The 12,567-nt window shown below is 68.6% G+C and carries 22 protein-coding genes; all 22 read right to left on the reverse strand.

What is annotated here, in order from left to right:
* Window position 1: 1 nt before the first annotated feature.
* Window positions 2–556 carry a hypothetical protein gene (locus tag ACFV0T_RS26435; protein ID WP_385783900.1) on the reverse strand — a complete coding sequence of 185 codons (555 nt, stop codon included), beginning with the start codon at window positions 554–556 and terminating at the stop codon, window positions 2–4.
* On the reverse strand, window positions 553–969 hold the full coding sequence (locus ACFV0T_RS26440) for a hypothetical protein (protein WP_385783903.1): 417 nt from the start codon (window positions 967–969) through the stop codon (window positions 553–555). The genes ACFV0T_RS26435 and ACFV0T_RS26440 overlap by 4 nt, the downstream gene beginning before the upstream one ends.
* A 94-nt stretch (window positions 970–1,063) precedes the next feature.
* The gene (locus tag ACFV0T_RS26445; protein WP_385783905.1) at window positions 1,064–1,516 is read right to left on the reverse strand and encodes an XF1762 family protein; all 453 of its coding nucleotides are present in this window, start codon (window positions 1,514–1,516) and stop codon (window positions 1,064–1,066) included.
* 72 nt (window positions 1,517–1,588) lie between these two features.
* Complete coding sequence (locus ACFV0T_RS26450; protein WP_385783907.1) at window positions 1,589–1,777, reverse strand: hypothetical protein; 189 nt, start codon at window positions 1,775–1,777, stop codon at window positions 1,589–1,591.
* Window positions 1,777–1,953, reverse strand: a complete 177-nt coding sequence (locus ACFV0T_RS26455) for a hypothetical protein (protein WP_385783910.1) — start codon at window positions 1,951–1,953, stop codon at window positions 1,777–1,779. Before ACFV0T_RS26455 ends, ACFV0T_RS26450 begins: the two co-directional genes overlap by 1 nt.
* Window positions 1,954–2,417: 464 nt before the next feature.
* Window positions 2,418–2,918, reverse strand: a complete 501-nt coding sequence (gene ssb, locus ACFV0T_RS26460; protein ID WP_385783912.1) for a single-stranded DNA-binding protein — start codon at window positions 2,916–2,918, stop codon at window positions 2,418–2,420.
* 13 nt (window positions 2,919–2,931) lie between these two features.
* Entirely contained in the window at window positions 2,932–3,843 is a 912-nt protein-coding gene (locus ACFV0T_RS26465) for a hypothetical protein (protein ID WP_385783915.1), read from the reverse strand.
* Complete coding sequence (locus tag ACFV0T_RS26470; RefSeq protein WP_385783918.1) at window positions 3,840–4,520, reverse strand: WhiB family transcriptional regulator; 681 nt, start codon at window positions 4,518–4,520, stop codon at window positions 3,840–3,842. The genes ACFV0T_RS26465 and ACFV0T_RS26470 overlap by 4 nt, the downstream gene beginning before the upstream one ends.
* The gene (locus tag ACFV0T_RS26475) at window positions 4,517–5,059 is read right to left on the reverse strand and encodes a RusA family crossover junction endodeoxyribonuclease (RefSeq protein ID WP_385783921.1); all 543 of its coding nucleotides are present in this window, start codon (window positions 5,057–5,059) and stop codon (window positions 4,517–4,519) included. The genes ACFV0T_RS26470 and ACFV0T_RS26475 overlap by 4 nt, the downstream gene beginning before the upstream one ends.
* Before the next feature lie 16 nt (window positions 5,060–5,075).
* Window positions 5,076–5,903 (reverse strand): hypothetical protein, encoded by an 828-nt coding sequence (locus tag ACFV0T_RS26480; RefSeq protein ID WP_385783923.1) that lies wholly within the window; start codon window positions 5,901–5,903, stop codon window positions 5,076–5,078.
* Window positions 5,900–6,118, reverse strand: coding sequence for a hypothetical protein (locus ACFV0T_RS26485; RefSeq protein WP_385783925.1), 219 nt, complete (start codon window positions 6,116–6,118; stop codon window positions 5,900–5,902). The genes ACFV0T_RS26480 and ACFV0T_RS26485 overlap by 4 nt, the downstream gene beginning before the upstream one ends.
* A complete protein-coding gene (locus ACFV0T_RS26490) occupies window positions 6,111–7,034 on the reverse strand; it encodes a DUF5131 family protein (protein ID WP_385783928.1) in 924 nt (307 codons plus the stop codon). Before ACFV0T_RS26490 ends, ACFV0T_RS26485 begins: the two co-directional genes overlap by 8 nt.
* Entirely contained in the window at window positions 7,031–7,330 is a 300-nt protein-coding gene (locus ACFV0T_RS26495) for an HNH endonuclease (protein WP_385783931.1), read from the reverse strand. The genes ACFV0T_RS26490 and ACFV0T_RS26495 overlap by 4 nt, the downstream gene beginning before the upstream one ends.
* Before the next feature lie 115 nt (window positions 7,331–7,445).
* Window positions 7,446–7,952 carry a hypothetical protein gene (locus tag ACFV0T_RS26500; protein WP_385783933.1) on the reverse strand — a complete coding sequence of 169 codons (507 nt, stop codon included), beginning with the start codon at window positions 7,950–7,952 and terminating at the stop codon, window positions 7,446–7,448.
* Window positions 7,949–8,632 carry a hypothetical protein gene (locus ACFV0T_RS26505; RefSeq protein ID WP_385783936.1) on the reverse strand — a complete coding sequence of 228 codons (684 nt, stop codon included), beginning with the start codon at window positions 8,630–8,632 and terminating at the stop codon, window positions 7,949–7,951. Before ACFV0T_RS26505 ends, ACFV0T_RS26500 begins: the two co-directional genes overlap by 4 nt.
* A 114-nt stretch (window positions 8,633–8,746) precedes the next feature.
* Window positions 8,747–9,106: a hypothetical protein gene (locus ACFV0T_RS26510; protein WP_385783939.1), complete on the reverse strand. Its 360-nt coding sequence runs from the start codon at window positions 9,104–9,106 to the stop codon at window positions 8,747–8,749.
* 14 nt (window positions 9,107–9,120) lie between these two features.
* Window positions 9,121–9,540, reverse strand: coding sequence for a hypothetical protein (locus ACFV0T_RS26515; protein ID WP_385783942.1), 420 nt, complete (start codon window positions 9,538–9,540; stop codon window positions 9,121–9,123).
* A gap of 79 nt (window positions 9,541–9,619) precedes the next feature.
* The gene (locus ACFV0T_RS26520; RefSeq protein WP_385783945.1) at window positions 9,620–9,847 is read right to left on the reverse strand and encodes a hypothetical protein; all 228 of its coding nucleotides are present in this window, start codon (window positions 9,845–9,847) and stop codon (window positions 9,620–9,622) included.
* A gap of 16 nt (window positions 9,848–9,863) precedes the next feature.
* Entirely contained in the window at window positions 9,864–10,226 is a 363-nt protein-coding gene (locus ACFV0T_RS26525; RefSeq protein WP_385783947.1) for a hypothetical protein, read from the reverse strand.
* Window positions 10,227–10,408: 182 nt separating this feature from the next.
* Window positions 10,409–10,657: a hypothetical protein gene (locus ACFV0T_RS26530; RefSeq protein ID WP_385783950.1), complete on the reverse strand. Its 249-nt coding sequence runs from the start codon at window positions 10,655–10,657 to the stop codon at window positions 10,409–10,411.
* A gap of 138 nt (window positions 10,658–10,795) precedes the next feature.
* Window positions 10,796–11,374, reverse strand: coding sequence for a hypothetical protein (locus ACFV0T_RS26535; protein WP_385783953.1), 579 nt, complete (start codon window positions 11,372–11,374; stop codon window positions 10,796–10,798).
* A 240-nt stretch (window positions 11,375–11,614) separates the two neighbouring features.
* Window positions 11,615–12,034, reverse strand: coding sequence for a hypothetical protein (locus ACFV0T_RS26540; RefSeq protein ID WP_385783956.1), 420 nt, complete (start codon window positions 12,032–12,034; stop codon window positions 11,615–11,617).
* Window positions 12,035–12,567: the final 533 nt, after the last annotated feature.

Genomic DNA, 12,567 nt, shown 5'->3' on the forward strand with positions numbered 1-12,567 from the left:
CTCATGCGGGCAGTCGGTAGATGCGGATGGCGTGGTCGTCGCCCTCAGCGGCGTCCCAGTTCACGGTCCACGGGGATTCGGCGTCCTCCGGCTCCCACGTGAACACCGCCCAGGACGGCTCGAAGGCCTCGAGGTCTTCGTCGTCCAGGCCCAGGTAGTTCTCCGCGCTGTACGCGCGTGCGACCTTCTTCGCCACGTCCAGGTCGTCGGTGAGGATGACGAGTTCGCCGTCTTCGCCGATAGCCGCGTACAGGGCGCCTTCCACCTCGTAGAAGCCGTTCCTGTCGTCGGCGACGGGCGTGAACGCGCCCATCGGCAGGTCCGGGACATCGGTGACCTCATCCAGGTACGTGAGGCCCTCGTAGTCGGCGGGCAGGACCAGGTTGGAGCGGGTGCCGTCCAGCCGGATCCGGGCCACAAGAGAGCCGCTGGCCAGGCCGGGCTCGAGGCCGGTGATGATGCCGGGATGCTGCGTGGACTCCACCACGGCCAGGTCGCGGTAGTGGGTGAAGGTGACGTGGCGGCCGACGACTGCCCGTTCCTCGATCGTGGTCATGCGGACTGGCTCTCCTTCGGGGTCTTGTTGCGTCGGGTGAACGGAAGCCGGAGGGCCAGGCGGGAACGCTTCGCGGCCGGAGGGGGCGTGGACGGGGCCAGCACGGCCGTGGGCGGCCTGTCCGCGTCGACGGGGCACCACAGCTCCACCCACACGCCGTTCGACTGCCACGCACACGCCAGACGGGCCGGATCCGAGTAGTCCAGCCACGCGCCGCTGATCGCCACACCGCCCTGGATCGCGTCCGGCGCGTCCGGCCCTTCCACGCGCACGGACACCAGCGGGCCAGCCTCGGTGCTGAACTGCTCCCACTCCCCGAGCCGCGCATCGAACTGGTGGAACTGGAGGAAGAAGTCCCACTCCTTTTCGGCGGCCATCTTCTCGAGGGCCACCGTCCCTTCGGATGTGGTCATACGGTCTGATCCCTTCTGGTGAGGGTTCGGGTGAGGTGAGTGAGGGCGCGGCCGCCGATCTGCCACACGGCCAGCGGGTACAGCAGGAACGCGGTCACGAGGCCGCCTCCCACAGGCTTCGGGGAATGTGCTCGCTGCCGTTCAGGCCGCGCGGTCGACTCGGGGTGTCCCATCCCCGTCGGGCGGGCCGTTCGGCCACCACGTGCCAGCCAGCTGCTCGAAGGCTTGCCCCTGTCTCTTCTGCCTGCGTGTAGGTGATCAGGCGCGTGTATCCGAGGGCCTTGGCTGCGCGCCATGCTGCGGCGTAGAGCATGGAGTTGGCGTTGGACGTTCCGTCGGTTGCGGTTCGCGTGACCTCGAGGGTCTGGCCGTTGTCGAACATGCGGGCTACCGGCCGGCCAACTATGGCTACGCCACGGAGCGTGCCGTCCTCGTCTGCGACCCCTACACAGAACTTGCAGCCGACGGGGGCTTGGTTGTGGCGGTGCCACATTGAGACGAAGGCGGCCGCGTCACGGAATCGGATGGGTACGAGGTGAAGCTGCATTGCGGCCCCCTTCCGGAAGCTGTAGATGCCAGGTCGAATCTGTCAGCGGCTGTACGGTCAGCAGGAACGCAGTTACGCGGACGCTCCTCCGATGGCGTCCAGGGCGAGGCGGACGGTGCCCCGGTCATTCGGACCAGTCGGGCGAGGAACACCGGCCAGGTCGGCGGCCGTGTCGATGTCGTCGGCCGTTACCGCGTCCGAGACGAGGTAGCCGTCGGCGGCGAGAACCTGGGCTGTCAGGAGGGCGGCGTAGGCGGTCATCAGATGTCGTCCCCCTTGCGGATGGAGCGGCGGAGGGCGGCCTTCTCCCGGGCGCGGACCAGGCGGCGGAGGAACTTCTTGCCGCCGTCGGCGCTGGTCTCGTCGTCCCAGTAGTGGAGGCCCATGGAACGGCCAGCGAGGCTGACGCCTGCGGGGCGCGGCTTCTTCCGGGACATGGCTGCCTTCCTTCGTCGTGTGCTGTGTCGATGGGAAGGGCCGTCCGCCGGCTGGCAGTGCGTGGCGGACGGCCCGTCGGGGGTGGGGGTGAGGGGGCCGCGCATCCCTGGGAGGGGGTTGGGGGGATGGGGTGCGCGGCCCCCGGGGCGGGCCGCCCCGCAAGGGGGGGCGTAGGGCGGCCCGGGTCTTCGGTCAGAGGCCGTAGTGGTCGGACGCGTCGTCGGGTGCACCCTCGGTGGTGGCGCATCCCCGGGAGTGGATGCCGGCGGCGATGTCTTCGGGGCTGGCGCCGCAGTCGCAGTGCATGGATTCCCCCGGGGAGCTGGTGGGTTGGGGTGGGTTGGCTATGCCAGCGTAGCCGATACCCCATTGCAATGCAATGGGGTAGTGAGTGCCGATCCCCACCCAGACACATCAAAGGGGCCCAGCCCGAAGGCCAGACCCCTCACCTCAACCGGCAAGATCAGAACGGAGGTTCTTCGCTCCCCCACGCCCCCGACTGCGCCGCATCCGCGGCCGCACCCGACGTCGCCCACGGATCCTCCCGACCCTGCTGCGACGACTGCGCACGCGCCTCCCGGTACTGCTGCTGGCCCTGCCCGCTCGAGGACTTCGTCACCTTCGCCGTGGCCGACCGGAGCGAAGGCCCGATCGAGTCGATACGAACCGCGATCTTCGAACGCTTCTGCCCCGACTGCTTGTCCTCCCACGACTCCTGCACCGCCCGGCCCACCGCGATCACCTCCACTCCCTTGTCCAAGGACTCACAGATGTTCTCTGCGAGCTGCTTGAAGGCCTTGCAGTCCCAGTACGTGGTGTCCGCGTCCGACCACTCGCCTGAGGCGGGGTCCTTCACCCGGCGGGACGTGACGATCGTGAACGCCGCTACCGCCACGCCCGACGCACTGAACCGCAGCTCAGGCGGCGCGGTCAGCCGGCCGGTCAAAGTCATCGTGCTGCTCATCTGCTTCTCCTTCTCAAGCCGCGTTCTTGCGGATGGTGTTGGTGTGGACCTTGTACTCGGCAGCCAGGCTCTTCACGTCCTCGCCTTCCGCGGTCCGCTGGTGAATAGCGTCCCGGTCCTGAGGGGTCAGCTTGGGCCGCTCGCCGAAGAACGCGGCCTGCGAGTTTTCCCCGTGGCCGCACATGTGCTCCCGGGACGCCTTCGCGCTCTGCGTGCTCCGCGTCGTCCGTATCGGGCCGCCGTACTGCGCGTACCGCTTGCCCGTCACGATCGCCCGGATCGTTTCCCGGGTGACGTCGTACGACATGCCCAGCCGGACATCCGACGCGCCATCCTTCGACTGCTCCCGGATCCGGATCACTTCCTGCTCCGTGAACGCCCGCAAGCCGGGGCCCAGAGCCGGGAACTCGCGGCCGGCGCGCTGGTAGCGCTTCTTCAGCCGGTTCACCCAGTTCTCCGCGGTCTTCTTCCGCCATCCCTGCAACGCGTCCACGTCCGACAGGGTTTTGCCCATGGCGACGCACTGCTGGACCGCGGCCAGGAACTCGGCATCCGTCACATCGACGTGGAAACCGAGCACGAACTTGCCGACCGCGACCTCGTCGACGTACTCGTCATCCACGGCCTCCACCGTTTCGGGGGCGAGGTCGCGTACCGAACTCTGCTCGGACCACGACGGCACGGTCAGGCTGCCGTGCTCGTTGAAGTCGAGCCAGCCCAGTGCTTTTCCCACCGGCTGCTCCGGGTCGACCAGGCCGGCCAGGACAACCAGCAGCGCGTCCTTCTGCGTGCTGTCCAGGCTTTCGAGGACTTCGCGTACGTCCTGCGGTCCTCCGTCGCCGTGGACCAGGACGGCAAGGTGTGCGGCCACCGGCAGCATCTGCTCGGCAAGGTCCCCGCGTGCTTCCGCGTTCATCCCGCTCATGCCGCCTGCACCTCCTGCCCGATCTCCGCAGCCTTCGCCATGCGGTTCCACGCGGTGATGGCCAAGCCCAGCGTGTCCTCGGACACCAGCAGATAAGCGGCCACGTCCCGATTGCCGACTCCCAGGTCCCGCAGCCCGTACACAGCCTCCTGGCAGTGGTCGCGCACCAGCTCCCACAACTGCCGGGTATCGCCCGGACTGCGGCGCGGAACGACGCCAGCCTTACCGCCCGCCCACCACACCGCCACCCGCACCGTCACCGGAGACACCAGGACACCCTGGCTGCGCAGCTCTACCGACATCTGCTCCGGGTTCAGCCCCCGCTGGCGCAGCGGCATCATCTGCGACGCCCACGCCGGAGACGCCATCTGCCGGGCCTGCAACAGGTTCGGCAGGTTCCCCAGGAGGATCTCGCAGCGCAGCGCACGCCGCTGCACCGTCGTCAGCCCGCCGACGACTCCCCAGCGCATGTAGCTGCTCTGCTCGTAGTCGATGGCGTCGTCCAGGCAGTTCATCCTGACGGGGCAGCCGCGGCAGATGCCCTGGATGCGCTTCTGCGTGCCGGGCTTCTCGGAGAAGAACTCTTCGATGTCGCATCCCTGACAGGCAGCGGAGTCACGCCAGTTGCGGGCGGTCGCGGCGGCTGTCGTAACGCGGCGGGTCGTGGTGGTGGTCATCGGGTCGCTCCGGGAAGGGTGTAGATGCGGATGGTCGCTCCGGGCTCGGAGAGGGCGTCGGGGTGTTCGCCGGGGTAGACCTTGCGGATAGCGAGGTCGGTGATCTGGGAGTCGTCCTTGATCACGCCGGATGCGGAGAGGGAGTCCAGGCAGGCGCGGGCGTGGTGGTCGATGTCGTGGCTGGATCGGGTGATGGGCCAGGTTCGGCGTCGCTTGGGGGCGGTCTTGGGCTTGGCGACGGTGATGGTGATGTCGGCTCGGGTGGGGATGTTGGCGTAGAGGCCGTGCTGGTCCTTGGGGGTGAGGCAGACGAAGCAGCGGCCGGCTTGGTCGGTGTAGCCGTGTGCTCCTGTGGCTTGTCGTGCGGCGAGGACGATGTCGCGGCGCCAGGGCTTGAGGGTCTTCTCGTTGGTGTGCTTGGCTCCGCGTCCCTTGCCGAGGAAGCTGACGGCGCCTTGGCCGACGGGGGTGCCGTAGACGACGAATGCGGTGGCCTGCTCCCAGGTGTCGGTCGTTTGCTCGGGAATGGTGGTGGTCACTGAGGCGCGTCTCCTGTCAGGCCGTGTGGGCGAGGTCGGTGGGCTGGTCGGTGAGGTATTTGCGGACCCGGTTGGGGAGGGTCGCTCCGAGGACGGCGCACTCTTCGGCGAGGTAGTGGGAGAACTCGGTGCCGTGGGCGTCGATGAGGCGCTGGACGGCGCGTTCGCCTGCCTGCCGGCGGAGTTCTTTGTTGGTGTGCTGGGGGACGCCGTGCGCGTCAAGGAACCGGTCGGTTTCTGCTGCGCGGGCTTCACGGCGGCTGGCGTTGGAGGCGGCCGCGCGTCCTTGGGGGTCCTGCGGGCTGTCGAGGTCCGCGTCCGTTGTGACCGTGTGGTGCGGCTTGGTCCGCTCGAGGTCTTGGGCCCGGAGGTCGCGGCATTCCTGGAGTCGGAGGGTGAGGACGTCTCGGTAGCCTTCGGCGCGCTTGCGCCAGTCGTGGCTGGCGAGGCTGTTGTCGCGGGGCGCGCTGTTGAGGTCGCGGTTGACTTCGGCGCGGATTTCCTCGAGGACGTCCTTCCAGCGGTGGAGGAGGCTGGTGTGGCGCAGCGCGATGCGGTCGGTCATGGGGAGCTGGCCGCGGGCGTCCTTGGTGACGGTCTCGCGGAAGGCGTTGTCGGATTGCAGCTGGAGTCGGGCGAGGTCGGTGGCGTCGGGTATGGCGTCGGTGGGGACTTGGTCGGAGGGCTGCTTGCTGAGATGAGTCCACGTGCAGATGCAGATGTACGGGTGGAGGGGTTCGGTGATGGCTATCTGGGAGCGGTGGGCGGCTTTTTCGGCGGCTTCTCGGGTGGCGTAGCGCTTCTTGTCGGGGGTGGGGCAGGCGGGGCGCTTGTCGGTAGTCATCGGGTCACCGCCTGGGTGGGTTCGGGGAGGTTGAGGGCTTGGGCGAGGGCTCGTCGTGCGGTGTCGTCGTAGGCGGGGTCGTGGATGAACGTGCGGACGATTTCGAGGCGGCCGCGGAGGAGCGCGAGGTCCTTCTCTGCGGAGAGCAGGTCGGGGTGCCGGTCCAGGAGCTGGGTGGCGAGGGCGGTGACGTAGCCCGGCGTGTACTCAGACATCGGCGGCCGCCGGAGCAGTCGGGTACTCGCGGACGCGGAGGGGAGCGGGCCAGTAGGCGGGATGGCCTCCCTTGGTGTCGCCCCATGCGGCCACGCTCTTTCCGTCGGCGAACGTGTTGCGGGCCCAGACGGAACCCATCTGCTTGACGAACGGGGCGGCGCCGGTCTGGCGTGCTTGGTGGATGAGGTCGGCGATCCACCAGGGCTCCAGGGGCCGGGCGCCGGGACCGGATTCACCGCCGATGATCAGCCAGTCGATTGCTGTCAGGCTGAGGTCATTGAGGGAGCCGAGGAGGGGTTCGGCGGAGATGAAGCGGACGGCTGCCGGGGTCTGGCGTAGGGCGTTGGCCCGGCGAACGTACTGGGCGGACTCGATGCTGGTGCCGATCCACACGTTGGGCAGGGGCCAGGCGCTGCGGTGGTAGATGCCGTGCTTCAGGCCCGGAACGTAGGTGGGGCTGTGGGGGGTTGCGGCCCACTCCATCTCAGAGCGGAAGTGGTGCCCCGGGACGCAGCCGCGTCCGCAGATGCACAGGTCTGTGAGGATCCGGGCCGCGCGCTCTGGGCGTTTGGTCAGGATCTGGTAGGTGTGCTGCGGTGTAGCGGCCATGACCGCGAACACGCGGGCCAAGAACTCGCGGGGGACGCGGGCGTGGAACAGGTCGGACATCGAGTTGACGAAGACCTTGCGGGGCTTCTTCCAGCGGAGGGGCTCGGTCAGGACGTCGGTGTGGACGGTGAGGGCGAAGCCGGGTCCGCTGGTGCGAGAGTCTCCGTCGTTCTGGTACTTGGCCTGGCCCATGCCCTTGAGGCGCTTGGCCATGGTCAGGGCGTAGCAATTCCGGCATCCCGGGCTTATGCGGTCGCATCCGGTCGTAGGATTCCATGTCTGCTCGGTCCACTGAATGCTGGTCATTGGCTGGCGCTCCGGAGGTTGTGGCCGCTCACGTAGCGGCGAGGGCGGTTGGTGGCGTCGTAGCGGAGAAAGCTCTGGCCGCACCCGCAGGCGCAGTTGACGGTGGGGTTTGCCTCGCCCAGTCCGCGGAGGTCGGTGCGCTTGCGGTGCTCGTACTGGTGGTGCGCAGCGCTGGCCTTGACCTCGAGGTTCTCGGGCCGGTTGTCCGTCTTGATGTGGTTCTTGTGGTGAACCTGTTCGCCCTTTCGGACCGGCCTGCCTATCAGCTGCTCGGCGACGAGGATGTGCTCGTACACGTAGCCTCGACAGTCGGCTCGGGGATGGCCAGGCCGCTTTATCAGCACGTAGCCGTTAGATGCGACGGACCGCCCGCCCTTCCAATTCGGGTTCCGGGGACCGCTCTGGCGGGGGTTAGCCATCGGTCCCACCGCGGATCCGCCGCAGTTCCTCTTCGAGTTCGGCAACACGGGCTTCGGCCTTCTGCCGGAACTCGTGCGGGGTGGGCCGCTGGCGGCGCTGGATGGTGACCGTGTACGCGTCCCGCGGGTTCTGGCCGTCGCGGACGTCCATCGAGACGGATGGGGCGGTGATCTCGGTCTCGAGGTAGTTCTCTGCGCCGTAGCTGTCGAGCATGGTCCGCATGGAGGCGACCAGCACGAGGAAGAGTTCGCGGGCGGGTTCGGTCTCGAGGGTGGCGACGCCGTTCTGGATGGTGAGGGCCTTCAGCATGGTGCCGTCGGCGAGGATTTCGGCGGCGAGGTCTCCGAGTCCGTCCATTGCGTGGTCGGCGGCCGCGGTGAAGTCGGGCTTGCGGCCGGTGCGGCGCCAGTCGGTCCAGGAGGCGGCGAGGGCGTTGGTGATGGCGGTGTGGGCCTGCTTGCGGCGGCGTTCGCGCTGGGCGTCGGTGAGTGCGGTCATGGCTGGGGGTGCTCCTTCGCGGGCTCGGTGGCGGTGGCGCGTTCGGCGAGGCCGGCGTGGATGTCGTCGTGGGTGAGGGGCTGGGTGTCGGCCTTGGTGGCTTCGGCGCGTCGGACGCCTTCGCGGAGGGCATGGACGGCGGACGGCTTCGGGGTTGCGACCGGGCCGACGCCGCGGGTGATGGCCTTGTCCCAGTCGAGGGCGTCGTCGCCGGTCTGTGTGGTGTGGTCGCGTTCGCAGGCGTGGGTGACGGCGCGGGCTTCGCGGAGGTCGGTGTGGGTGGTGATGGGCCAGCCGTGTATGGCGCCGTGTCGGCAGGCGATGTGGGCGGTGAAGATGCGGTCGGGGCCGGGGTTGTGGATGAGGAGGGTGCCGTCGGCGAGGTTGGCTGTGGAGCCGTTCCAGGCACGGACGGGTACGGGGATGCGGGTGGAGGCGGCGGCGAGGGCGGCGCGTATGGCGGCCTGCTCGGTGGGGCCCATGGGGCCGACGAAGAGGCGTCGGCGGACGGTGAGGGGCTTGCGGGAGTCGACGGTGGTGCCGGGGCGGTCAGTGGCCGGCTTGCGGGGTGCCGTCTCCTTCGCGGGCGCCTTCGCGGGCGCCTTGGCGGCGGTCTTCTTCGCGGGCGCCTTCGCCGTGGTGGTCTTGGCGGCGGTGGCCTTGCGCGTTCTGGCGGTCATGACCGTTCTCCGTCCTGCGGGTGTGCTGGGTGTGGGTGGTGCTCCGGTGCTGGTGGCGGGTGATGAGGAGTGCGAAGGCGGTGAGGACGGCGGCGGCGATGCCGTCCGGCCAGGTCACCGGTGTCCGGCCGCCGTGTGGGCGGTGCGCCGGTTGCTGGTGTGGCGGGTGGAGGTGTCGCGGCCCTGCTTGCGGGCCTGCTTCTTCTGCGCGAGCTCGGACTGGGCGTCGACGGTGGCGATGTGACTGTTGATGAGTCCGGCGATGCTGGTGACGTAGCCGAGGCGGTACAGCTCTGCGGGCTGGATGCGGTCGGTCTGGGGGTAGTCGGCGTCCAGGAGGGCGTTGGCGCGGGCCTTGAGGGTGTCGAGGGTTTCGCCGGCGGCGTGCTCGTCGTAGGCGTCGGCGATGCCGAGGGCGTAGAAGGGGTCGCGGGCGAAGGGGCTGATGGCGGGGGCAACGGTCTGGATGGTCATGGCGTGGGGGCCTTTCAGGCGGCGTGGGTGGCGGGGTGGTTGGCGGCGCGGCGGATGCGGCCGATGACCTCGGAGACGGTGGGCGGCCGCTTCGGGCCGACGGGCGGCGCGGTGGCGACCCAGTTGGAGACGTGCTCGATGTAGTCCGGGACGTAGTAGCCGGGGGCCACCTCGGTCTCGCAGACGGTGGTGTCGAGGACGTCGCTGATGGCCTTGATGGCGGCCATGGCCTTGGGGCTGGACTCGATGAGGCGGAGGGAGGCGTCTTCGTCGGTGTAGAACTCCGGCGGGACGGTGCCGCCTTCGGCCTGCATGTAGGCGATGGCGCAGATGTCGAGGCAGGGTCCGAGGGGGCCGGCGGTGGCGAACTGGTTGCCGGTGTGGATGCCGTGGATGTCGGCGTAGAAGGCAACGCCGGTCAGGGTGTGGTTCATCGGGTCTCCCCTGGTGGTTGTTCTCCCGCCCGGCCGGGGCCCTGTGGTCATCCGCGGCCGGGCGGGAAGTTCGCGGGTGTCAGGCCGTCGCCTGCTTGGCCTCAGAGGGCGTACGGGTCATGACCTCGTGCGTGTGGGGGATGGAGACCTCGAAGCCGTCCGCGAGGGTGACCATCGCGAAGGCCATCGGGCTGGTGACCTGGATCAGGCTGGTGATCTCCTGCCAGGTGCCGTTGGACCGCCAGATCTGCCAGCCCTCCTTCAGGCGGGAGGCGGGGCGGTAGGTGCCGATCTCGTTGGTGGGCATGACACTCCTCTGAAATTCAGTCGGTGATGGGCCGGGGGTGGTCGTGGCCGCAGGCGGGGCACTGAAGTTGGCTGAGGTTGCAGTCCGGGTCGTTGGCCGCGGTGACGACGGCGCCGGGGAGGGCGGTGTCGAAGATGGAGCCGCATCCGCAGCCGCCCGTGTCGTTGAGGCAGGAGCAGCGGGCTATGTCGAGGGAGGCGGGGACGGCGATGCCGGCGGTCTGCGAGGCCTGGACCATGGCGACTTTGTAGGTGGCGTCGGTGCGGGCGTGGTCGGCGTCTTCCATGTGCTGGTCGAAGGCGTTGCGCACGTGGGTGGGGAGGGTGCGGTAGTCGACGGTGACCGGCAGGGTCAGGAAGGGGCTGGGGGCATGCGTCATCACGGCCACTGGTGGTCTCCGGGGTGCAAGTCGCGTGGTCAGGCCCGGTTTTGGGGTCCTGGCGTTCTTGGTGTGACCACAGTAACCCATACTCCATTGCTATGCAATGGTGATGTGGTGGGGCATGGAAAAGCCCCGGCCCGCTCTCGGTGGGCCGGGGCTATCCGGGGACGGGGTGGCGTCTAGGCCTGTGCGGCCTGCGCCTCGCGGCGGTCGGTCTCCAGCGCGTGGATCTCCAGCAGGTCCGCCCAGTCGGCCAGGGAATCACGGCCGGATCGATGGACGTCCACGCCGTGCTTCTTCGCCCACCTCGCCAGGGTGCGAGGGTTCACTTCACGGCCGGGTCCGCACTTGGCGAACAGGGCGGACGCTTCCTTCAGGGATACAAGGTCCGCGACGGCGCTGTAGGGGGTCTGGATGCTGATGGCCACGTTGGCCACCTCCCATTATCAGCGGCCACAGTTCGCAGCTCCGGCGGCCGATTACGGGTGTTACGGGTGGACCACTGGGGTCCGGTTGTGTCGAGCGTGTGAAGAGTGGATTGCAGAGTACGACTCGTCTGCCCGCCGTCAGGTTGCACGAACTCGCAAACTTTTTTGAGCAATTACGTGTTCGTGTGCCAGGCGGGCCAGGGTCCACGTGGTGGAGAGGCCGTCCTCACCCAGGCAGCGCCTGTTCGTGCACCGGACGCTCAAGGTGCGACGGTCCCAGACCAATCCGAAGGTGTTGCAACCGGGGCACCGGTGCGGGCGCACAACGTCCTTGTCGCCCATGGCGATGGCGTGCTCGAGCTGCTGCCGGTACATGAGAGCGTCGCGCCGCTGCTGGACGTCCTCGGGGGCGTTCTGCGTGTTCTCCACACACCACTCGTAGACCGCGGCCACGTGGGCGGGCGGTTCGGTGGCGGCCGGGTTCGCCTTGCGCGTGAACTGGTCGACTTCGCCGACCGTCCGGCCGATGTGCTCGATCACGCCCCAGTTGGTGTTGCCGGGGGCCGGGGCGTGGACCATGGTGGGGCGGGATCCGGCGGCGATGTAGGAGTGGCCGGCGGGTCCGGTGACGGGATGCTGCTGGAAGTATCCGTGGAGCTCCGCGAGGAGTCCGGCAGGGGTGTCCCCTGCTGATTCGATGTCGTTGTCTTTGCCCATCGAGGTCCCCGTCCCCTTGGCGGCCTGGGGCGCAGGACGTCCGTACAGGCGAGTGCAGGGGCGCGCGCCGGAGGCCGGAGTTGACTCTTCCGGGTGATTCCGGACGGCCAATGATGGCACGCATGTGGCCTGTGTTGAACGCTTCGCGACAAACGATCAACCCTGTGTTGTGGAGAGTTGAGTGCTGAAACGCTCCGAACTGGCATCATTCCCTGGCATATGCGGACACCTGGTTGGGGGCTACAGCAGGTGTGGTGCCGCCTTCATCCCCTCGAGCAGCTCAAGCAGCTTGGCCAGCTCCTCTTCGCCGATCACCCCGGTGGCCGCGGCGCCTTTCAGGGTGTGCGCGAAGACGTCCAGGCTCCGTACGAAGACGCGGGCGGTGACGTCGTCGGTGAGGGTCTCATCGATGGCGTTGAAGCCGGCTTCGATGTCGTCGGCGAACTGCTGGGCGGGGCTGCGCTTGGTGTGTTCGGGGTGGTGGTGCCGGTTGCGGTCGGCTGCGTGCGCGTGATTCATGCCTGTCCGCCTCCCCCTGCTGTTGCCGTCGACGATGGCCTTCGCGGCCCTGCCGGCCCGCTTGGTGATATCGATTACGACCGCGCCATGCGAAATGTTCACGGCGGGCGGCATGGGGTCGACCGGTTCTGCTGCGGACATAGGGGTGCCCCCCGCTCCTCCGGCAGAAATGGGAAGGTCCTCGTACGGCGTGGGTGTCGGCTCCCGCGCCCCCGCCCTGCGTGACGGCTGCCAGTCCGTACCGCAGGAAGGCCACTGTGACATCAATTGCTGTGGGTGTGTAAGAACAGATGGCGATTTCACCCGTCCCTGACACGGGGTGGTGTACAGATCCGGCCTGACCGGTCACCGGCGGCAACGATTTGACGGTTTCTGCTGTCGGGCCCGAATCGTCCCACCGGGTTGCGGAGCTGGCGTGCGGGCAGCGGAAAGTACCCGTGGGGGGAGGGGTGTGTTGCGGACAGCGTCCTCGAGGTCCCTTGTAGGGGAGTGAGGATCGCCGGGGCATGCCCGAGCGATGCGGCGATTGTAGGCACGGATGTCGCCATGGTGGTAGGGAGATGCCCAACCCGGTCCCGCCGAATTGTGGCGGGGTGGCCGGGCCGGCCGCCGTGGCCAGGGCGGGGTTCCTGGAGGGCTGCGATCCGCGCAGGGCTCCGCCCACGGCCGGGCGG

The sequence above is a fragment of the Streptomyces sp. NPDC059582 genome, assembly GCF_042735715.1.
Taxonomy (GTDB): domain Bacteria; phylum Actinomycetota; class Actinomycetes; order Streptomycetales; family Streptomycetaceae; genus Streptomyces.

Coding starts and splice junctions, on each gene's coding strand:
- ACFV0T_RS26485 (WP_385783925.1), bottom strand. CDS start 6,118: ATGTCTGAGTACACGCCGGGCTACGTCACCGCCCTCGCCACCCAGCTC.
- ACFV0T_RS26505 (WP_385783936.1), bottom strand. CDS start 8,632: ATGACCGCCAGAACGCGCAAGGCCACCGCCGCCAAGACCACCACGGCG.
- ACFV0T_RS26445 (WP_385783905.1), bottom strand. CDS start 1,516: ATGCAGCTTCACCTCGTACCCATCCGATTCCGTGACGCGGCCGCCTTC.
- ACFV0T_RS26540 (WP_385783956.1), bottom strand. CDS start 12,034: ATGTCCGCAGCAGAACCGGTCGACCCCATGCCGCCCGCCGTGAACATT.
- ACFV0T_RS26435 (WP_385783900.1), bottom strand. CDS start 556: ATGACCACGATCGAGGAACGGGCAGTCGTCGGCCGCCACGTCACCTTC.
- ACFV0T_RS26480 (WP_385783923.1), bottom strand. CDS start 5,903: ATGACTACCGACAAGCGCCCCGCCTGCCCCACCCCCGACAAGAAGCGC.
- ACFV0T_RS26535 (WP_385783953.1), bottom strand. CDS start 11,374: ATGGGCAAAGACAACGACATCGAATCAGCAGGGGACACCCCTGCCGGA.
- ACFV0T_RS26525 (WP_385783947.1), bottom strand. CDS start 10,226: ATGACGCATGCCCCCAGCCCCTTCCTGACCCTGCCGGTCACCGTCGAC.
- ACFV0T_RS26470 (WP_385783918.1), bottom strand. CDS start 4,520: ATGACCACCACCACGACCCGCCGCGTTACGACAGCCGCCGCGACCGCC.
- ssb (WP_385783912.1), bottom strand. CDS start 2,918: ATGAGCAGCACGATGACTTTGACCGGCCGGCTGACCGCGCCGCCTGAG.
- ACFV0T_RS26440 (WP_385783903.1), bottom strand. CDS start 969: ATGACCACATCCGAAGGGACGGTGGCCCTCGAGAAGATGGCCGCCGAA.
- ACFV0T_RS26455 (WP_385783910.1), bottom strand. CDS start 1,953: ATGTCCCGGAAGAAGCCGCGCCCCGCAGGCGTCAGCCTCGCTGGCCGT.
- ACFV0T_RS26520 (WP_385783945.1), bottom strand. CDS start 9,847: ATGCCCACCAACGAGATCGGCACCTACCGCCCCGCCTCCCGCCTGAAG.
- ACFV0T_RS26510 (WP_385783939.1), bottom strand. CDS start 9,106: ATGACCATCCAGACCGTTGCCCCCGCCATCAGCCCCTTCGCCCGCGAC.
- ACFV0T_RS26500 (WP_385783933.1), bottom strand. CDS start 7,952: ATGACCGCACTCACCGACGCCCAGCGCGAACGCCGCCGCAAGCAGGCC.
- ACFV0T_RS26450 (WP_385783907.1), bottom strand. CDS start 1,777: ATGACCGCCTACGCCGCCCTCCTGACAGCCCAGGTTCTCGCCGCCGAC.
- ACFV0T_RS26490 (WP_385783928.1), bottom strand. CDS start 7,034: ATGACCAGCATTCAGTGGACCGAGCAGACATGGAATCCTACGACCGGA.
- ACFV0T_RS26515 (WP_385783942.1), bottom strand. CDS start 9,540: ATGAACCACACCCTGACCGGCGTTGCCTTCTACGCCGACATCCACGGC.
- ACFV0T_RS26465 (WP_385783915.1), bottom strand. CDS start 3,843: ATGAGCGGGATGAACGCGGAAGCACGCGGGGACCTTGCCGAGCAGATG.